We start from the raw sequence: 18,576 nt of genomic DNA, 5'->3' as shown, positions 1-18,576 counted from the left end.
CGACGCGATGCGTCTTATCCGGCCTACACGGCCCGGTAAGCGTAAGCGCCACCGGGCATTACAGAGTTACTTACGACGCCAGGTGGTACCCTGCGGGCCGTCTTCCAGCACGATGCCCATCTCGTTGAGACGGTCACGCGCGGCGTCAGCTGCCGCCCAGTCTTTCGCCTTACGCGCATCCAGACGCTGTTGGATTAACGCTTCAATTTCAGCGACTTCACCGTCATCCGCCTGCGCACCGCTTTGCAGGAACGCTTCTGGATCCTGTTCCAGCAGGCCCAGTACGCTGGAAAGCTTACGCAGATGCGCAGCCATGCCGTTAGCCGCCGCCATATCTTCACCCTTCAGACGGTTTACCTCACGTGCCATATCAAACAATACGGAGTAGGCTTCCGGGGTGTTGAAGTCGTCGTCCATCGCTTCAATAAAGCGCGCTTCAAAGGCTTCGCCACCGGCTGGCGCAACGGATTTGTCGGTACCACGCAGCGCGGTATACAGACGCTCCAGCGCAGAACGCGCCTGCTTGAGGTTCTCTTCGCTGTAGTTTAACTGGCTACGGTAATGACCAGACATCAGGAAGTAGCGAATGGTTTCGGCGTCGTAGTATTTCAGCACATCGCGAACGGTAAAGAAGTTGCCCAGCGATTTGGACATTTTCTCGCGGTCAACCATCACCATCCCTGAGTGCATCCAGTAATTAACGTACTCACCGTCATGCGCACAGGTGGACTGAGCAATTTCGTTTTCATGGTGCGGGAACATCAGGTCCGAACCGCCACCGTGAATATCGAAATGGTTGCCCAACTGTTTGCAGTTCATCGCCGAACATTCGATGTGCCAGCCCGGACGGCCCGCGCCCCACGGAGACGGCCAGCTCGGCTCGCCTTCTTTGGACATTTTCCACAGCACGAAGTCCATCGGGTTGCGCTTCACATCAACCACGTCAACGCGCGCGCCTGCCTGCAGCTGATCCAGATCCTGGCGCGACAGCTGGCCGTAGTTCGGGTCAGTCGGCACGTCGAACATCACGTCGCCGTTATCGGCAACATAAGCGTGACCTTTGGCAATCAGCTGTTCAGTGATTTCGATAATTTCAGCGATATGGTGCGTAGCACGCGGCTCCAGATCCGGGCGCAGAATATTCAGCGCATCGAAATCGCTGTGCATTTCCGCGATCATTCTGTCGACCAACGCCACAAAGCTTTCGCCGTTTTCATTCGCGCGCTTGATGATTTTGTCATCGATATCGGTAATGTTGCGCACATACTTCAGCTTATAGCCGAGAAAGCGCAGATAACGCGCAACGACGTCGAAAGAAACGAAGGTACGTCCGTGGCCAATATGACAGAGATCGTAAACGGTAATACCACACACGTACATGCCGACTTCCCCGGCATGAATAGGTTTGAATTCCTCTTTTTGGCGCGTCAGTGTATTAAAGATTTTTAACATCGAAGATTCCGTGTAGACGTGTGTGGATAGTAAAGTCTGTATAATACCCATAATTTAGACCGGAAGCAGCACACTTTGCGAGGTGATCGCAGCTTGCGGTTATGCTATAACACACCCCTAACTCTGACCCTTGACGGGGTCGAAGCACCAATCTATCGGAACAGGATGCAAAAATGGTTACTTTCCACACTAATCACGGCGATATCGTAATCAAAACGTTTGATGATAAAGCGCCTGAAACAGTTAAAAACTTCCTGGACTACTGCCGCGAAGGTTTTTACAACAACACCATTTTCCACCGTGTTATTAACGGTTTCATGATCCAGGGCGGCGGTTTCGAGCCAGGCATGAAGCAAAAAGCCACGAAAGAAGCGATCAAAAACGAAGCGAACAACGGTTTGAAAAACACCCGTGGTACGCTGGCGATGGCGCGTACTCAGGCTCCGCACTCCGCAACCGCACAGTTCTTCATCAACGTTGCAGACAACGACTTCCTGAACTTTTCCGGCGAAAGCATGCAGGGTTGGGGTTACTGCGTGTTCGCTGAAGTTGTTGAAGGCATGGACGTGGTTGATAAAATCAAAGGCGTTTCCACTGGTCGCAGCGGTATGCATCAGGATGTGCCAAAAGAAGACGTTATCATCGAAAACGTGACCGTCAGCGAGTAATCGTGGCGACACTGTTTATTGCAGATCTTCACCTCTGCACAGAAGAACCGGCGATCACCGCCGGTTTTCTGCGTTTTTTAGCCGGTGATGCGCGAAAGGCCGATGCGCTATACATTCTTGGCGACCTGTTTGAAGCCTGGATTGGCGACGACGATCCTAATCCGCTGCATCGTGAAATGGCCGCGGCGATAAAATCACTGACTGATTCCGGCGTTCCCTGCTTTTTTATTCACGGCAACCGTGATTTTCTGCTCGGTAAACGTTTTGCCCGTGCGAGCGGCATGACCTTGCTTCCCGAAGAAAAAGTGCTCGACCTGTATGGCCGCAAGGTGCTGATCATGCATGGCGACACCTTATGCACCGACGACGCAGGCTATCAGGCATTTCGCGCCAAAGTGCATCAACCCTGGTTACAGAAGCTGTTCCTCGCTCTGCCGCTGTTCGTTCGCCAGCGAATCGCTGCGAAAATGCGTGCCAACAGCAAAGCAGCCAACACCACCAAATCGCTGGAAATCATGGATGTGAATCAGCAGGCCGTGATTAGCGAGATGGAAAAACATCAGGTTCAGTGGTTAATTCACGGCCATACCCACCGCCCTGCCGTCCACGAGCTTACGGCCAATGAGCAACCCGCTTTCCGCGTGGTTTTAGGCGCATGGCACACCGAAGGTTCGATGATCAAAGTCACCCCTGACGACGTTGAACTGATCGCATTTCCGTTTTAATTCTGCAGATACTCAGTTCCTCTTTACACAAAATTATTCGAGTTGCATCAAAGCGGCAAATCTGTGAGTCCCCTGGAGCTTACAAAAGTAAGTGACTGGGGTGAGCAGATGCAGCCAACAAAGAGGCAGCTTGAAGAGTGAAGTGCAAAGCGCGCAATCGTTTTCCTTGGCGGTGAATTATGCTATTCTCTGTGGCCTCAAAAGTCGAGTGTAGTGCACCACAGGAGTTTTCAGACGCATGTCTTCCCGCAATAATCCGGCGCGTGTCGCCATCGTGATGGGGTCCAAAAGCGACTGGGCTACCATGCAGTTCGCCGCCGAAATCTTCGAAATGTTGGACATTCCACACCATGTTGAGGTCGTCTCTGCTCACCGTACCCCAGACAAACTGTTCAGTTTCGCCGAAGGCGCTGAAGAGAACGGCTATCAGGTGATTATTGCCGGTGCCGGTGGTGCTGCACATTTGCCTGGAATGATTGCGGCGAAAACGCTGGTGCCAGTTTTGGGCGTTCCGGTGCAAAGCGCAGCGCTGAGCGGCGTAGATAGCCTCTACTCTATCGTTCAAATGCCGCGCGGTATTCCGGTCGGCACGCTGGCGATCGGCAAAGCGGGGGCGGCAAATGCGGCCCTGCTGGCAGCACAAATTCTGGCAACACACGACAAAGAACTACATCAGCGTCTGGCTGAGTGGCGCAAAGCGCAAACCGATGAGGTGCTGGAGAACCCGGACCCGCGAGGTGTCGCATGAAGCAGGTCTGCGTACTTGGCAACGGACAGCTAGGGCGCATGCTGCGCCAGGCCGGTGAGCCACTGGGCATAGCGGTCTGGCCCGTCGGGCTGGACGCTGAACCGGCTGCGGTCCCTTTTCAGCAAAGCGTGATCACCGCTGAGATTGAGCGCTGGCCGGAAACGGCACTCACCCGCGAACTGGCACGCCACCCGGCGTTTGTTAACCGCGACGTCTTCCCGATTATTGCCGACCGTCTGACGCAAAAGCAGCTTTTTGACAAGCTCGGTCTGGCGACCGCGCCATGGCAACTGCTGGCAGATAAAAGCGAATGGTCTGCGATATTCGACAAACTTGGCGAGCTGGCGATTGTGAAACGTCGCGTCGGCGGCTACGACGGACGTGGACAGTGGCGCTTGCGCGCAAATGAAACTGAGCAACTGCCGGACGACTGCTACGGCGAGTGCATCGTCGAGCGGGGAATCAACTTCTCCGGAGAAGTCTCACTGGTTGGCGCTCGTGCGCACGACGGCAGCACCGTTTTCTATCCTCTGACCCATAACCTGCATCAGGACGGCATTCTGCGCACCAGCGTGGTGTTCCCGCAGGCTAACGCCAGACAGCAGGAACAAGCTGAAGCAATGCTCTCTGCCATCATGCAGGAGCTGTGCTATGTCGGCGTGATGGCGATGGAGTGTTTCATCACCCCGGAAGGTCTGCTGATTAACGAACTGGCTCCGCGCGTGCACAACAGCGGGCACTGGACGCAAAACGGCGCCAGCATCAGCCAGTTTGAGCTGCATCTACGTGCCATTACCGACCTGCCGTTACCGACGCCGGTGGTGAACCATCCTTCGGTGATGGTAAACCTGATTGGTAGCGACCTGAACTACGACTGGCTGAAGCTGCCGCTGGTGCATCTGCACTGGTATGACAAAGAGGTGCGTGAAGGGCGTAAGGTGGGTCACCTGAACCTGAGCGACAGCGATACCGCGCGCCTTAGCGCGACGCTGGAAGCGCTTATCCCCCTGCTGCCGCCGGAATATGCCAGCGGTATTATCTGGGCGCAGTCAAAGCTGAAATAAGCCAATAATGCCGGGGAGTTGATTTTATCCTTCCCCGGCCCCTCCTCTGGCGCGTAAAATCCCCTCCATTGCTGTTTTGTATTTTCAGGATCAAACATGAACGATGGAACGGACTACCGCGCAATTTTGCTTGCCGGTACGCCTTTAATCGATGTACGCGCCCCCGTGGAATTTCAGCAGGGCGCAATGCCGGGCGCAATCAACCTTCCCTTAATGAACGATGACGAACGTGCCGCCGTGGGTACCTGTTACAAACGCCAGGGGCCCGAAGCCGCCCTCGCGCTCGGCCATCAACTGGTCTCGGGGGAGACCCGCCAACAGCGCATGCATGCCTGGCAGGATGCCTGCCGTCAAAATCCTGCAGGCTATTTATGCTGCGCGCGTGGCGGTCAGCGTTCGCATATTGTGCAGCAGTGGCTGCATGAGTCCGGCATTGACTATCCGCTGATTAAAGGCGGTTACAAAGCCCTGCGCCAGGCAGTGATACAGCTGACTGAAGAATTAGTGCAAAAGCCGATCGTCTTAATTGGCGGCTGTACCGGGAACGGCAAAACCCAACTGGTGCAACAACAGCCAAACGGTGTGGATCTCGAAGGTCTGGCGCACCATCGCGGCTCCTCGTTTGGGCGCACCGTTGAACCTCAATTGAGTCAGGCGAGTTTTGAAAACCTGCTGGCGGTTGAAATGCTCAAAACCGATAGCCGTCAGGATTTACGTCTGTGGTTACTGGAAGATGAAGGCCGCATGATCGGGGCTAATCATCTGCCCGAATGCCTGCGCGAGCGCATGACCCAGGCATCAATTGCAGTGGTGGACGATCCTTTTGAGCGTCGTCTGGAGCGACTACGCGAAGAGTATTTCGTGAAGATGCACCACGATTTTACCCACGCTTATGGCGAGAGCCAGGGCTGGCAGGAGTACAGCGAATATCTGCACCACGGCCTGTTTGCTATCCGCCGTCGTCTGGGTTTACAACGTTTTGCTGAGCTGACCACCCTGCTCGACGTGGCTCTGCGCGAACAGCAGGCAACGGGCAGCACCGACGCCCATATGGGCTGGCTGGTGCCGTTGCTCAACGAGTATTACGACCCGATGTATCGCTATCAGCTGGAAAAGAAAGCCGCGAAAATCGTCTTTCGCGGCACATGGCAGGACGTTGCCGACTGGCTTAACGCACGGTGATCAGTGTCTGTCGCGCTTATCTGCGCGTTTTGCCAGCCAGTCACCCAGCACCTGAACGACCTGCACCAGAATAATCAGCGCCACCACGGTGACAATCATGACCTGGGTTTCGTAGCGGTAATAACCAAAGCGAATCGCCAGGTCGCCGACTCCACCGCCGCCAACGATCCCGGCCATAGCGGAGTAACCGATCAGACTCACCAGCGTAATCGTCAACCCACGCAGCAGACCCGCGCTCGCCTCTGGTAACAGGACGGTGCAGATGATGCGCATCGGGCTGGCCCCAAACGCTTCCGCCGCTTCAATAATGCCTTTATCAACTTCACGTAGCGCACTGTCGACCAGACGGGCATAGAAGGCAATTGCCGCCACTGAGAGCGGGACCGACGCCGCAATCGGGCCAATGGTATTCCCGAGCAAAAACTGGGTTAGCGGCAGCAGCAGAACCAGCAGGATCACAAACGGTACCGAACGAATGATATTCACCAGCACGGAGCTGAGCAGATACACAAAACGGTTTTGCCAGAATAAATGCCGGTCGGTGACGAAAATCAGAAAACCGAGCGGCAGACCACCAATAATTGCCAGCACCGTAGAGATGCTCAGCATCTGGAAGGTTTCATTAAACGCCAGCGTCAAATCAGGCAATAAATCATCCACGAATCACCTCCACCTGTGCAGTACGTTGACGAATATGTTCCACGGCGACTTCCACCGCTGAAGGGTTATGCGGCGCGGTCAGCTGCACGACCAGAATCCCCAGCGCACGTTCGCCAATATATTCAATTTTGCCGTGCAGAATGTTCACCGCCACGCCAAATTTAACCGCGACTTCTGACAACACCGGCTGTTCCGCCGAATCGCCGATGAACAGAATTTTTAGCAACTGGCCGGGCAGATGCTGGCGCAGACGCTCGGGCAGCGTCAAATTGAGGGTATGCGACACCAGCTGCTGCGTAAACGCGTGCTGCGGATGAGCAAAAACGTCAAACACCTCACCAGACTCCACCACCTTGCCACCGGACATCACCGCCACGCGATCGCAAATCGATTTGATCACGTTCATCTCGTGAGTGATCAGCACGATCGTGATCCCCAACTGTTGGTTGATCTGCTTAAGCAATGCCAGAATCGTGGCTGAGGTTTCGAGATCTAAGGCGGAAGTAGGTTCATCACACAGCAACACATCCGGATGATTGGCAATCGCGCGGGCAATACCCACACGCTGCTTTTGCCCACCGCTGAGCTGAACCGGAAAGCGGTTCGCCTTGTCTGACAGCCCCACCAGCGCCAGGATTTCGCTCACGCGCGGGCCAATTTTACTGCGCTCCCATCCGGCAGCCTTCAGGCTAAAGGCGACGTTTTGCGCCACGGTACGGGTATGCATCAGGTTAAAATGTTGAAAAATCATCCCGATACGCTGACGGGCTTTACGTAGATGCCCCCCTTCCAGCGCAGAAATTTCTACGCCGTTCACCTTCACGCTTCCCTGGCTCGGACGCGTTAAGGCGTTCAGGGTGCGCAGCAGCGTACTTTTCCCCGCGCCGCTGGTCCCGACAATGCCAAATATCTCACCTGCGCCAATGCGCATGCTAACGTCATCAACCGCCCGGGTTGATGGTCCACGGCCTGCGCTAAAATCCACGCAAACCTTTTCTATCTCAATCATATCCACCTCAGAAATGCGAAAAGGGCAGTCGTCGCTGCCCCTGTTAACCCTTGTGCGCAGCGATTATTGGGCTGTCGACATCCATTCCGGTTTCTGGAAGGCGCTGTAGATATTTTGCGGATCGTCGATCACCGCGCGATACGCCGGAGATTTCACCGCCTCAACAATATCTTTCGCGAACGGTTTATCCGCATCTTCACTGCGTACCGCGATGATATTTTTCAGATTTTCGTCCAGGTGCTCTTGCTTGATGGCGCTGGAAAGATCCAGTTTTGCCGCCACGGCAAAGTTACCGTTAACCAGCGCGCCGGTCACACCGTCCAAAGTGCGCGGCAGTTGTGCCGCTTCCAGTGGTTTAAATACCAGTCCTTTCGGGTTGCTGGCGATATCGCGCTCGGAGGCTTTCGTAGGATCGATATTATCTTTGATGGTGATAAGGCCAATGGATTGCAGGAAACGCAGACCGCGGGCCAGGTTGGTCGGATCGTTGGACAACGTGATCACATCCCCTTTTTTCAACTCATCCAGGCTTTTGATTTTGTGCGAGTAAAACCCCATCCCGGCCGTCGGGACCACAATCAGCTTGCTCAGCTTCAGGCCTTTATCGGCGGTGAATTTGTCAAAATAGAGCGAATGCTGGAACAGGTTAGCATCAATGCTACCGTTGGAGAGCGCCATGTTTGGCTGCACGTAATCGCTGAATTCGCGCACCACTACCTTGTAACCTTTCTCTTTCAGCGTAGGGGCAATGGCCTGTTTCACCATATCGCCGTATGGCCCAGGCGCGACGCCAAACACGATGGTATGCGGGTCACTGTTCGCATGAGCAAATTGTAAGCCGCAGGCCAGTAACAGCGCCCCGGTCGCGACGCGTAAACTCTGACGCAATCCCATATTTTCTCCATTTTAACGTTGTGGTGTCATGTCTCACGCCGTTCATGCGGCGTTGTTCTCGTTGGCCTGATAACAGGCAGATTTCTAACATGACACAGATCACAACCTGCTGTCCTTGAAATTATTTCATGATGTTGCAGAGTATGTTTTTAAATGTGAGAAGGTATGAAAAAGCCGGATGTCGGCATAAGTGCCTTATCCGGCCTACAACAGCTTTCTTAGGCCCGATAAACGCAAGCATATCGGGCGGCAGGCGTCGATTAGAAGTCGTAACGCAGACGAACCAGGTTCATGTCACCCAGATTGTCGGTGCTGGAGGTAAAGACGTGTTCGTAATCAACACGGAAACCGTAATCCAGCTGGAAGCTGATCCCTACGCCGTTGTCGGTACGCAGGTAGTTACGGCCATTCACGTACTCAATACGGTCGCCCATAAAGTAAGGCTGAACGGATTTCAGCGCATATTGACCCACCGGGAAGGTGTAACCGGCGAAGTATTCCAGACCCCAGGCGTCACCGGCAAAGTAGTCGTTAACAGAGACTTTTTTGGTGGTCATGAAGTTTTGATACCAACCGCCGCCCAGCGAGAAGGTCCAGTTGTCCGGTTTCCAGCTCAACGCGGTACCAACGATGTTTTGATCGTAGGTTTTGCTGGTGTTGCCACGCATTTCCGCGCGAGTGTAGTTCCACGCCGTACCCCAGGTCAGGTCATCGGTGATGTGATAATCCGCACCCAGCGAGCCACCGCCTTTACGCTTGTAGCGCAGGCCGTTGTTCGGGTTGTAATCATCACTGAACAGATAAGACGCGTAGAGATCAACATCGCCAACCGTTTTCTTATACTTCAACGATTTACGCGTACGGTAGGAACCATCATAGTCGCCATTGATACCGTTACCTGGTGCCTGCCCGATCATGTCGTAGTCCCAGATATCCGTTTTCGCACCGACCACATCATAGTAAATGCTGTTCTGTTGACCGAAGGTCAGCGTACCCCAGGTTGCACTCTTCAGACCGGTGTACAACATACGACGCGTGGTATCGTTAGCACCGTCAGCGTAGTGGTTATCCCAGTTGAACATCGCCGGGAAGTTAACGCCCAGCTCGTAGTAGCTCACCCAACTGATATCATCAAACAGATAATAGTCAGCGGCGAAGCGGAAACGTGTACCGCCATCGAAGCCATTACGTTTGTAGCCATTCTTACCATCGTCACCGGTCATATTCTGGAACTGCGGGCGAATACTCCCGCCGACGGTGAAGTTAAGACGGCTCAGCGGGTTGCCCGCCTGCGGATCTTGTTTCAGGACCGTGATTTCCGCCTGTGAAGCGAAAGTCGTTAATGCCACTGCTGCGCCGATCGATACCGCCAGCGCTGTTTTTTTTATAGTCATTATTTATACCTTGATAGATAGCCTGCCAATTATTCAGCACACAAATATTAACGTTTATTAATACTCTCGTGTTGTTGGGTTTTTATTGTTCTGTGCTGTTAAATATCAAGGAGTTATCAATTTGTGCTGCATAGATAAAAAAAGCACCGATTTAAAAAACCGGTGCGTAATCATCACGAATATGAATTAACTACTGAACTGACGGAACAGCGCTTTACCTTTTAGCAGACGTGAACCGAGCCATCCGCCGCATAAAGAGAGCAGCAATGCTCCACTAAATGGTAATACTACCCACAGTCGCCAGTCTGGCTCCCAGGGGAAATCAAACACTTTGGTTTGCAGCACCGCCAATGCGGTTTCCGCGCCGATGGCTGCCACCAGTCCGGCAACCATCCCGAGCATGGCGAACTCGCACCACAGCGTGGTACGCAGCAGTTTCTTGCCCGCGCCCAGCGTGCGCCAGACTACCAGCTCCTGGTGACGCTGGCGCATACCGACCTGAACCTGCGCCAATAGCAGCAACATACCGCAGGCGGTGACCAGTACCACCATCACTTCCAGCGCCCGGCTCACCTGCTCCAGCACCTGCCCTACCTGTTTGAGGATGGCGCCAATATCCAGCAGGCTGATGGTCGGGAATTCGCGGTTAAGCTGCGTCAACATGCCGTTGCCGTTCTCCCAGCGAAAGCTGGTTAACCAGCTCTGGGGCTGATCGTCCAGCGCCCCGGCAGGGAAAATAAAGAAGAAGTTAGGCCGCAGGCTTTCCCAATCCACTTTACGCAGGCTGCTGACCGTGGCGCTGAAATCCTGGGTATCGCCCATAAAGGTCACCCGATCGCCGAGCTTCACGTTTAACCGCTTCGCCAACCCTTCTTCCATCGACACTTCGCCCTCTTTTGGCGGCCAGCTTCCGGCAGTTATCGGGTTATGATCCGGTCGGGTATCCTGCCAGGTCAGGTTAAGCTCGCGGTTCAGCGCCTCATCCTGATTGCCTTCGGTCGGCTTCTCATTGATCGCCGTCAGACGCGCCCGAACAATCGGATAGAACGATTCCGGGATCACCTGATGTTCCGACAAGAAAGCCTTCAGCGGAACCACCTGCTCGGTGGCAATGTTGATCAGGAAATAGTTCGGGCTTTCCGGCGGCATTTGCTGCTGCCAACGGTCGAGCAGATCGCCGCGCAGTACCAGTAACAACGCCAGCAGCATAAAGGAAAGCGAAAATGCCGATAGCTGGCTGAGCGTTGACCACGGCTGGCGCAACAGTCGACTGACCGCCAAACGCAGCGGCAGTGAGGAAAGCGTCAGACCACGCAGCACGTTGAGCAGCATCCAGCCGAGCACCCCGCACAACAGCGCCAGTACCACCGCACCAGCCAGTACCGCCCACAGCAGCGGACTTCCGCCCATCAGTCCAGCAAGCAGTGCAATCACGACTATCACTACCACCGGCAAATAAAACTTCAGCGGCCAGACGTTTGCCACCACGTCACGGCGCAGCACCCGCAGCGGCTGCGTCGCCAGCAGCAGGCGGTAAGGGCGTAACCCGACCAACAGCGAAATCACCGTCATGGTGCCTAGTGCCCATAGCCACGGCCAGGGGCTGGCAGGCGGTAGTTCTCCAGGCAGAACCGGCTTGAGCAGTAGCACCAGCACGCGCTCAAATAGCAGTCCGAACAGCCCGCCGGTCAAGCCAGACAGCGCCAGCACCATCAGCCATTGACCAACAATCAGCCTGCGCAGTTGCGCTCTGCCCGCACCGAGCGTTTTCAGAATAGCCACCAGATCGTAACGGCTGCGGCAATAATGGCTCATCGCTACGGCAACCGCGGCGACCGCCAGCAGCAGCGTTAACAGCGCCGACAGCAGCAAGAACTGTTGCGAACGCTCAAGTGATTTCCCCAGCGCCCCTTCATCCTGCTCCAGCCCATACCAGCGCTGTTCAGGCTTTAACTGTGGCAGCAGCCACTCTTCATAGGCTTCCAGTTGCGATGGCGTCCCGCCAAATTTATAGCGCCAGGTCACGCGGCTTCCCGGCTGGACCGCCGCCGTTTTTTCGACATCCGCCATGTTCATCATCAGACGCGGTGCTATCTGGAACGGATTAAAACCAGAGTCCGGCTCCTGCACCACCTCCCCGGCAATGCGCAGCGTGGCATCGCCAACGTCGATGGAATCACCGACTTTTAAGTTGAGTAGCGCCATCAGACGTGGGGCCAGCAGCACCGAGCCCGGCTGCGGTTTCAGTCCCGGCGGGTTGGTTTGCAGTGTGCCGTACATCGGATACACATCATCTACCGCTTTGACGTTCGCCAGCTGCGGCGTATCCTGGGCAAAGGTCATGGTGGCAAAGGTCAGTTGTTCGCCCACCTTCAGGCCACGCTGTCGCGCCTCGTCAATCCACGCTTTCGGCACGGTACGCGAACTTTGTAGCGACCGATCGCCCGCCATAAACTCACGGCTTTGCTGGCTCAGCCCTTTTTCCATACGATCGCTGATATTGCCCAGCGCCAGCACACAAGCTACCGCCAGGCTCAGCGCCAGCCAGACAATCAGTAATGAAGGCGAGCGCCATTCGCGCCAGAACCAGCGTGCAATCATGCCTCCTCCTGCAACTGTCCATTCACCAGGCGTAAACGCCGATCGCAACGCGCCGCCAACTGCGGGTCATGGGTTACCAGAATCAGGGTAGTACCGTGTTCCCGGTTCAGAGAAAACAGCAGGTCGGCGATTTTGTCTCCGGTCTGGCGGTCCAGATTGCCCGTTGGTTCATCGGCAAACAGCACGTCAGGGCGACCGTTAAAGGCCCGCGCCAACGCCACGCGCTGCTGCTCCCCGCCGGAAAGCTGGGCCGGAAGATGATCAAGACGTTTTCCCAACCCCAGTTGCTCCAGCAGCGTTTTTGCCCCGTCACGACTTTTTCCGCTGTTCTCGCCGCGCAACAGCGCGGGCAGTTCGACGTTTTCCAGCGCGTTGAGGGTCGGAATTAACATGAATGACTGGAAGACAAAACCCACGTGCCGCGCCCGCAGCTGCGCCCGGGCTTCTTCGTCCATGGTGTGCAACGCCTGCCCCACCAGGCTGACTTCACCGCTGGTGCCATCGTCCAGCCCGGCGAGGATCGCCAGCAGCGTGGATTTCCCCGATCCCGACTCGCCAATCAGCGCAATGGTCTCGGCGCGTTTGACAACCAGTTCAACTCCGGTAAGGATGGATAGCTCATGATCACCCTGACCGACGGATTTCTTAAGATGATGAACTTCAACAATGTTTTCCGCTGGCATTGGCCTTTCCTGTTCCTGGTCCTGTTAACTTTCCGCGCCGCCGCAGCGGACACGTTATTAATTCTGGGTGACAGCCTGAGCGCCGGATACCGAATGTCCGCCAGCGCCGCGTGGCCTGCGCTACTTAATGATAAATGGCAAACCAAAACGCCAGTGGTGAATGCCAGCATTAGCGGCGACACCTCGCAGCAGGGCCTGGCCCGTCTGCCTGCATTACTCAAGCAGCACCAGCCGCGTTGGGTACTGGTCGAACTTGGCGGCAACGATGGCCTGCGCGGCTTTGCGCCTGCGCAAACCGAACAAACCCTGCGCACGATTTTGCAGGACGTGAAAGCGGCAAATGCCGAACCGCTATTAATGCAAATTCGTCTGCCGGCAAACTACGGTCGCCGTTATAATGAAACCTTTAGCGCGATTTATCCAAAGCTCGCCAAAGAGTTTGATATCCCTCTGCTGCCCTTTTTTATGGAAGAGGTTTATCTGAAACCCCAGTGGATGCAGGATGATGGTATTCATCCTAACCGTGACGCCCAGCCGTTTATCGCCGACTGGATGGCGCAACATCTCACCCCTTTTCTATCCTAAATAATTCGAGTTGTATGAAGGCGGCAAGTGAGAGAGTTCCCAGGAGCATAGATAACTATGTGACTGGGGTGAGCGAGCGTAGCCAACGCGCAGACAACTTGAAGTATGACGGATATAGTAAATCACGACTCGTAATTCAACGGAGATCCTGACAGGTAAAGTTATGCAAAAATCGGTCTTAATAACAGGATGTTCCAGCGGAATCGGCCTGGAAAGCGCGCTTGAGCTAAAGCGCCAGGGTTTTCAAATTCTGGCAGGCTGTCGCAAACCTGACGATGTCGCGCGTATGAACAGCATGGGATTCACTGGCGTGTTGCTGGATCTGGATTCACCCGAAAGCGTGGATCGTGCCGCCGATGAAGTGATCGCCCTGACCGATAATCGTTTATATGGGATCTTTAACAACGCCGGATACGGTATCTATGGTCCACTGCCCACCATCAGCCGTGAACAGATGGAACAGCAGTTTTCCGCCAACTTCTTTGGCGCACATCAGCTTACCATGCGCCTGTTGCCTGCCATGTTACCCCACGGCGAAGGGCGCATTGTGATGACCTCCTCGGTGATGGGATTGATCTCAACGCCGGGACGCGGCGCCTATGCCGCCAGCAAATATGCACTGGAAGCCTGGTCCGACGCACTGCGTATGGAACTGCGCCACAGCGGGATTAAGGTCAGCCTGATTGAACCCGGCCCCATCCGTACCCGCTTTACCGAAAACGTCAACCAGACCCAGAGCGATGCTCCCGTGGAAAATCCCGGCATTGCCGCGCGTTTTACGCTGGGACCAGAAGCGGTTGTCGCCAAAGTGCGTCATGCGTTTGAGAGCGATAAACCAAAGCTACGTTATCCGGTTACGCTGGTGACGTGGGCAGTGATGCTGCTTAAACGCCTGCTGCCAGGCCGCATAATGGACAAAATTTTACAGGGTTGAGTTGAAGCTCGCGCGTCAGCCCCCATGTAACAAGAAATCGACAAAAGAGAGTAACTCCATGTCCACACAGAATATTGTTAACATTAACGAATCGAACCTACAGCAGACCCTCGAACAGTCGATGACCACGCCGGTCCTGTTCTATTTTTGGTCTGAGCGCAGCCAGCATTGTCTGCAGTTAACGCCGGTACTGGAAAGCCTTGCCGCCCAGTACAACGGCCAGTTTATTCTCGCTAAGCTCGACTGCGATGCCGAGCAGATGATCGCCTCCCAGTTTGGTCTGCGCGCGATCCCTACGGTTTATCTGTTCCAGAACGGTCAGCCGGTAGATGGATTCCAGGGCCCGCAACCGGAAGAGGTTATTCGCGCGCTGCTGGAGAAAGTGCTGCCGAGCGAAGAAGAGCTGAAAGCACGCCAGGCTATCGAATTCATCGAAGCCGGTAATCACGCGGATGCGCTGCCGCTGCTGAAAGAAGCCTGGCAGATCTCCAACCAGAGCAGCGAAATCGGTCTGCTGCTGGCGGAAACGCAAATCGCCCTGAACCGTTCTGATGAAGCCGAAGCGGTACTGAAAACCATTCCGTTGCAGGATCAGGACACCCGCTATCAAGGGCTTATCGCACAGATCGAACTGCTGAAGCAGGCCGCTGATACACCGGAAATCCAACAGTTGCAGCAGCAGGTCGCCAGCAATCCACAGGATGCGTCGCTGGCAACGCAGTTGGCTATTCAATTGCACCAGGTCGGGCGCAACGAGGAATCGCTGGAATTACTGTTCAGCCACCTGAAGAAAGATCTTACGGCTGCCGACGGTCAGGCGCGTAAGACTTTCCAGGAGATCCTTGCCGCACTGGGTACCGGTGATGCGCTGGCCTCGAAGTATCGCCGCCAGCTGTACGCGCTGTTGTACTAATTGGTTCATCATGCCCGATGGCGCTACGCTTATCGGGCCTACAAACACAACCAACACCTCATTCCCGTCGGCCGGATATGGCGGTAGCCGCCATACGGCATCACATCACGGTTTCTTTAATGGCGTCACCACCAGTTGGTGGCGCGAATTATAGAACTTCCGATAGGTTAAATAGCAGGCAATAATGGTCGACAGGCTGGCGGTGGAAAGCAGCATAAACGTCACCATAATCTGATACTTAATCGCTTTTACCGGGTCAATACCTGCAAAGATCAATCCTGACATCATTCCCGGTAAACTCACCAGCCCCACGGTCTTCGCTGAATCGATAGTCGGGATCAGCGAGGCGCGAATGCTGTCGCGAATAAGCGGTGCAGAAGCCACCTTCGGCGTTGCGCCGAGGCTGAGTTTTTCCTGAATTTGCTGCTGCTCGCTGTTAAACCGCTGCCCCAAATTGTTGTAACACAGCCCCACCGCCACCATCGCATTACCTGCAATCATGCCGGAGATCGGGATGACCTGCATCGGCGTGAACTCGATAGAGCCTGACAGAACCAGCACCGAAAGCGTTAGCCCCGCCCCCACCGTAATGGCAATAAACGACGAGAGAAAAGCTTTATCAATATATTTACTGCGTTTTTGCGCGTTATAGGCCGCGTTAAAGCAGATAAATAACACCATCAATAAGGTCAGAATGCTATGGTTGACGCCAAAAATATATTTCAGCACGTAGCCCACGATAATAAGCTGAACCACTGCCCGGCAAACGCTCCAGAGAATATCTTTTTCCAGCGCCAGCTTTTCTTTGTTGCTGATCAGTATCGCGACCACCACCAGCATCATCGCTAACGCCAGGGATTCATTGGTAATATTATGCTCGTTCATTGCTGACTTCCTGCATTTCTCCGGCGTGCGGTTGAAGAGTGATGACATTATCCGCGTGATTAATCTCATCTTTATCGTGCGTCACCCACAGCACGGCAATATTCTTGTCGCGAACATAGTGGTGAATTAATTCGTTCACGTTACGTTTGTTGGACTCATCCAGTGCGCTGGTGATTTCATCAAGCAGCAGGATTTTCGGCAGAAACTGCAAATTACGAATTAACGAGACGCGCTGCTTTTCGCCACCAGATAGCTCATTGATATTTTTTTTCAGGATCGTCTCGGGCAACTGAAAACGAGCCAGATCTTCCAGAAACACATCCGGTTCCGGGCGTTTATCGCGGATTTGCCAGGGAAAAATGAGGTTGTCGTAGACGGTATCACCGAACAAAGCGGGCGTTTGCGCGCAATAAGAGACCTGCTGGCGATAAGCTTCAGGCTTAAGCGTTGATATCTCCTTACCCTCAAAAAGGATTTCACCGGAACTCGGGCTAATTAACGACGCGACTATCTTGAGTAACGTACTTTTACCGCAGCCGGACTGGCCGGTAATCAGCTTAAATTCTCCGGCGCGGAGATCAAAACAGATGTTATTAAGAATCTGCGTCGCCCCTGCCTGCCATGCGACATTTTTTAACTGAAGCAGAATGCTGCTTTCTTCCATTACCAATCCCTTTTTACATCTTTCGTGCAGATAGTCTATCCCTGTAATTTATTATAGGGGAGCCCACCTTGATAAATCGGGTATAATTTGACTAATGAGGCAGTAAAGGACAGCACAACAGGAGGTTTCATCAATGCTCATTTTTATTCCTATTCTTATTTTTGTCGCGCTGGTGATCGTCGGCGCAGGCGTCAAAATCGTCCCGCAGGGATATCAGTGGACGGTAGAGCGTTTTGGCCGTTACACCAAAACTCTGCAACCGGGTTTAAGCCTTGTTGTACCGTTCATGGACCGCATTGGTCGTAAGATCAATATGATGGAACAGGTGCTTGATATCCCCTCTCAGGAAGTCATCTCCAAAGATAACGCCAACGTCTCGATTGATGCTGTGTGCTTTATTCAGGTGATCGACGCGCCGAAAGCCGCGTATGAAGTCAGCAACCTGGAACTGGCGATCATCAACCTGACCATGACCAACATTCGTACTGTTCTCGGCTCGATGGAGCTCGATGAAATGCTCTCCCAGCGCGACAACATCAACACGCGCCTGCTGCATATCGTTGATGAGGCAACCAATCCCTGGGGCATCAAAATCACCCGTATTGAGATCCGCGACGTGCGTCCTCCGGCAGAACTTATCGACGCCATGAACGCGCAAATGAAAGCCGAACGTACCAAGCGCGCCTACATTCTTGAAGCCGAAGGGATCCGTCAGGCAGAAATCGTTAAGGCCGAAGGTGAGAAGCAGTCGAAAATCCTCATCGCGGAAGGTGAACGTCAGTCCGCATTTTTACAGGCTGAAGCGCGTGAACGTTCCGCAGAAGCAGAAGCCCGCGCAACACAGATGGTGTCTGAAGCCATTGCCGCCGGGGATATTCAGGCCGTGAACTACTTCGTGGCTCAGAAATACACCGAAGCGCTGCAGCATATCGGCTCGTCGAATAACAGCAAAGTGGTGATGATGCCGCTGGATGCCAGCAGCCTGATGGGTTCCATTGCCGGGATCGCCGAACTGGTTAAGGACAGCGCCAGCGAGCGGAAAAAATCATGATAGCGATGATTCTGGTGCACCCGCATATCTTCTGGCTCAGCCTCGGTGGTCTGTTACTGGCCGCCGAGATGCTGGGCGGCAACGGCTATCTGCTGTGGAGCGGCGTGGCAGCGGTGATTACCGGTCTGGTCATCTGGCTCGTTCCACTAGACTGGGCGTGGCAGGGGGCAATGTTCGCTGCCCTCACCCTGCTGGCGGCCTGGCTGTGGTGGAAGTGGCTGGCAAGGCGCGTTCAGGAGCAGCAGCCAGCCGATAGCCATCTTAACCAACGTGGACAACAGTTAGTTGGCCGTCGATTTACTCTGGAAACTGACCTGGTCAATGGTCGCGGACATATGCGCGTCGGCGACAGTTCCTGGCCCGTTAGCGCCCGTGACGATTTGAGCGCCGGAACGCAGGTTGAAGTCATTGCCGTTGAGGGAATCACCCTGATTATAAAAGCGGTATCACACTAAAAAGACAGG

The 18,576-nt window shown here is 54.4% G+C and carries 19 protein-coding genes; 10 read left to right on the top strand and 9 right to left on the bottom strand.

Annotated elements, in window-relative coordinates:
- Positions 1-66: 66 nt before the first annotated feature.
- On the bottom strand, positions 67-1,452 hold the full coding sequence (gene cysS, locus OGX86_RS16040; RefSeq protein ID WP_003831109.1) for a cysteine--tRNA ligase: 1,386 nt from the start codon (positions 1,450-1,452) through the stop codon (positions 67-69).
- Positions 1,453-1,625: 173 nt separating this feature from the next.
- On the opposite strand from cysS, the gene ppiB reads away from it, so the two are divergent.
- The 5 genes from ppiB to mnmH all read left to right on the top strand — a co-directional run bounded on the left by ppiB (position 1,626) and on the right by mnmH (position 5,839).
- Positions 1,626-2,120, top strand: coding sequence for a peptidylprolyl isomerase B (gene ppiB, locus OGX86_RS16035; protein WP_003021875.1), 495 nt, complete (start codon positions 1,626-1,628; stop codon positions 2,118-2,120).
- A 2-nt stretch (positions 2,121-2,122) separates the two neighbouring features.
- Positions 2,123-2,845, top strand: coding sequence for a UDP-2,3-diacylglucosamine diphosphatase (gene lpxH / locus OGX86_RS16030; protein ID WP_060682629.1), 723 nt, complete (start codon positions 2,123-2,125; stop codon positions 2,843-2,845).
- Positions 2,846-3,083: 238 nt separating this feature from the next.
- Positions 3,084-3,593, top strand: a complete 510-nt coding sequence (purE, locus tag OGX86_RS16025) for a 5-(carboxyamino)imidazole ribonucleotide mutase (protein ID WP_149607761.1) — start codon at positions 3,084-3,086, stop codon at positions 3,591-3,593.
- Positions 3,590-4,657 carry a 5-(carboxyamino)imidazole ribonucleotide synthase gene (gene purK / locus OGX86_RS16020; RefSeq protein WP_128317149.1) on the top strand — a complete coding sequence of 356 codons (1,068 nt, stop codon included), beginning with the start codon at positions 3,590-3,592 and terminating at the stop codon, positions 4,655-4,657. Before purE ends, purK begins: the two co-directional genes overlap by 4 nt.
- Positions 4,658-4,753: 96 nt before the next feature.
- The gene (mnmH, locus tag OGX86_RS16015) at positions 4,754-5,839 is read left to right on the top strand and encodes a tRNA 2-selenouridine(34) synthase MnmH (RefSeq protein WP_286640280.1); all 1,086 of its coding nucleotides are present in this window, start codon (positions 4,754-4,756) and stop codon (positions 5,837-5,839) included.
- Here the strand turns inward: mnmH and OGX86_RS16010 are convergent, their stop codons facing one another.
- The 6 genes from OGX86_RS16010 to ybbA form a co-directional block, all read right to left on the bottom strand.
- Positions 5,840-6,499 carry a methionine ABC transporter permease gene (locus tag OGX86_RS16010; protein WP_003831085.1) on the bottom strand — a complete coding sequence of 220 codons (660 nt, stop codon included), beginning with the start codon at positions 6,497-6,499 and terminating at the stop codon, positions 5,840-5,842.
- Positions 6,492-7,508 carry a virulence-associated ABC transporter ATP-binding protein SfbB gene (gene sfbB / locus OGX86_RS16005; RefSeq protein ID WP_125362866.1) on the bottom strand — a complete coding sequence of 339 codons (1,017 nt, stop codon included), beginning with the start codon at positions 7,506-7,508 and terminating at the stop codon, positions 6,492-6,494. Before sfbB ends, OGX86_RS16010 begins: the two co-directional genes overlap by 8 nt.
- A gap of 63 nt (positions 7,509-7,571) precedes the next feature.
- Complete coding sequence (locus OGX86_RS16000) at positions 7,572-8,402, bottom strand: MetQ/NlpA family ABC transporter substrate-binding protein (RefSeq protein WP_048214765.1); 831 nt, start codon at positions 8,400-8,402, stop codon at positions 7,572-7,574.
- Between the two features lie 260 nt (positions 8,403-8,662).
- Positions 8,663-9,796 (bottom strand): porin, encoded by a 1,134-nt coding sequence (locus OGX86_RS15995; RefSeq protein ID WP_148362317.1) that lies wholly within the window; start codon positions 9,794-9,796, stop codon positions 8,663-8,665.
- 186 nt (positions 9,797-9,982) lie between these two features.
- Positions 9,983-12,397, bottom strand: a complete 2,415-nt coding sequence (ybbP, locus tag OGX86_RS15990; protein WP_286640279.1) for a putative ABC transporter permease subunit YbbP — start codon at positions 12,395-12,397, stop codon at positions 9,983-9,985.
- Positions 12,394-13,080, bottom strand: a complete 687-nt coding sequence (gene ybbA / locus OGX86_RS15985) for a putative ABC transporter ATP-binding protein YbbA (protein ID WP_008783992.1) — start codon at positions 13,078-13,080, stop codon at positions 12,394-12,396. The genes ybbP and ybbA overlap by 4 nt, the downstream gene beginning before the upstream one ends.
- On the opposite strand from ybbA, the gene tesA reads away from it, so the two are divergent.
- The 3 genes from tesA (at position 13,051) to OGX86_RS15970 (ending at position 15,512) form a co-directional block, all read left to right on the top strand.
- Positions 13,051-13,665 carry a multifunctional acyl-CoA thioesterase I/protease I/lysophospholipase L1 gene (tesA, locus tag OGX86_RS15980; protein WP_043015448.1) on the top strand — a complete coding sequence of 205 codons (615 nt, stop codon included), beginning with the start codon at positions 13,051-13,053 and terminating at the stop codon, positions 13,663-13,665. The two genes, ybbA and tesA, sit on opposite strands and share 30 nt — an antisense overlap.
- A 163-nt stretch (positions 13,666-13,828) precedes the next feature.
- On the top strand, positions 13,829-14,599 hold the full coding sequence (locus OGX86_RS15975; protein ID WP_284105786.1) for an SDR family oxidoreductase: 771 nt from the start codon (positions 13,829-13,831) through the stop codon (positions 14,597-14,599).
- 58 nt (positions 14,600-14,657) lie between these two features.
- Positions 14,658-15,512: a co-chaperone YbbN gene (locus tag OGX86_RS15970; protein WP_248281659.1), complete on the top strand. Its 855-nt coding sequence runs from the start codon at positions 14,658-14,660 to the stop codon at positions 15,510-15,512.
- Between the two features lie 105 nt (positions 15,513-15,617).
- Here the strand turns inward: OGX86_RS15970 and fetB are convergent, their stop codons facing one another.
- Together fetB and fetA are read right to left on the bottom strand one after the other, a co-directional pair.
- Positions 15,618-16,397: an iron efflux ABC transporter permease subunit FetB gene (fetB, locus tag OGX86_RS15965; RefSeq protein WP_008783989.1), complete on the bottom strand. Its 780-nt coding sequence runs from the start codon at positions 16,395-16,397 to the stop codon at positions 15,618-15,620.
- Entirely contained in the window at positions 16,384-17,061 is a 678-nt protein-coding gene (gene fetA / locus OGX86_RS15960; protein ID WP_048214770.1) for an iron efflux ABC transporter ATP-binding subunit FetA, read from the bottom strand. Before fetA ends, fetB begins: the two co-directional genes overlap by 14 nt.
- Positions 17,062-17,194: 133 nt before the next feature.
- On the opposite strand from fetA, the gene OGX86_RS15955 reads away from it, so the two are divergent.
- Positions 17,195-18,112, top strand: coding sequence for an SPFH domain-containing protein (locus OGX86_RS15955; protein WP_003831073.1), 918 nt, complete (start codon positions 17,195-17,197; stop codon positions 18,110-18,112).
- The gene (locus tag OGX86_RS15950; protein WP_048214771.1) at positions 18,109-18,567 is read left to right on the top strand and encodes an NfeD family protein; all 459 of its coding nucleotides are present in this window, start codon (positions 18,109-18,111) and stop codon (positions 18,565-18,567) included. Before OGX86_RS15955 ends, OGX86_RS15950 begins: the two co-directional genes overlap by 4 nt.
- Positions 18,568-18,576: the final 9 nt, after the last annotated feature.

The sequence above is a fragment of the Citrobacter sp. Cpo040 genome, from assembly GCF_030332915.1.
Classification (GTDB): Bacteria; Pseudomonadota; Gammaproteobacteria; order Enterobacterales; family Enterobacteriaceae; genus Citrobacter; species Citrobacter portucalensis.
This window is presented reverse-complemented; position numbering and strand designations above follow the sequence as displayed.

Bases quoted from the DNA above. Each gene is read 5' to 3' on its own strand.
- cysS (WP_003831109.1), bottom strand. From the start codon at position 1,452: ATGTTAAAAATCTTTAATACACTGACGCGCCAAAAAGAGGAATTCAAA.
- ppiB (WP_003021875.1), top strand. From the start codon at position 1,626: ATGGTTACTTTCCACACTAATCACGGCGATATCGTAATCAAAACGTTT.
- purE (WP_149607761.1), top strand. From the start codon at position 3,084: ATGTCTTCCCGCAATAATCCGGCGCGTGTCGCCATCGTGATGGGGTCC.
- purK (WP_128317149.1), top strand. From the start codon at position 3,590: ATGAAGCAGGTCTGCGTACTTGGCAACGGACAGCTAGGGCGCATGCTG.
- mnmH (WP_286640280.1), top strand. From the start codon at position 4,754: ATGAACGATGGAACGGACTACCGCGCAATTTTGCTTGCCGGTACGCCT.
- sfbB (WP_125362866.1), bottom strand. From the start codon at position 7,508: ATGATTGAGATAGAAAAGGTTTGCGTGGATTTTAGCGCAGGCCGTGGA.
- OGX86_RS16000 (WP_048214765.1), bottom strand. From the start codon at position 8,402: ATGGGATTGCGTCAGAGTTTACGCGTCGCGACCGGGGCGCTGTTACTG.
- OGX86_RS15995 (WP_148362317.1), bottom strand. From the start codon at position 9,796: ATGACTATAAAAAAAACAGCGCTGGCGGTATCGATCGGCGCAGCAGTG.
- ybbP (WP_286640279.1), bottom strand. From the start codon at position 12,397: ATGATTGCACGCTGGTTCTGGCGCGAATGGCGCTCGCCTTCATTACTG.
- tesA (WP_043015448.1), top strand. From the start codon at position 13,051: ATGAACTTCAACAATGTTTTCCGCTGGCATTGGCCTTTCCTGTTCCTG.
- ybbA (WP_008783992.1), bottom strand. From the start codon at position 13,080: ATGCCAGCGGAAAACATTGTTGAAGTTCATCATCTTAAGAAATCCGTC.
- OGX86_RS15975 (WP_284105786.1), top strand. From the start codon at position 13,829: ATGCAAAAATCGGTCTTAATAACAGGATGTTCCAGCGGAATCGGCCTG.
- OGX86_RS15970 (WP_248281659.1), top strand. From the start codon at position 14,658: ATGTCCACACAGAATATTGTTAACATTAACGAATCGAACCTACAGCAG.
- fetB (WP_008783989.1), bottom strand. From the start codon at position 16,397: ATGAACGAGCATAATATTACCAATGAATCCCTGGCGTTAGCGATGATG.
- fetA (WP_048214770.1), bottom strand. From the start codon at position 17,061: ATGGAAGAAAGCAGCATTCTGCTTCAGTTAAAAAATGTCGCATGGCAG.
- OGX86_RS15955 (WP_003831073.1), top strand. From the start codon at position 17,195: ATGCTCATTTTTATTCCTATTCTTATTTTTGTCGCGCTGGTGATCGTC.
- OGX86_RS15950 (WP_048214771.1), top strand. From the start codon at position 18,109: ATGATAGCGATGATTCTGGTGCACCCGCATATCTTCTGGCTCAGCCTC.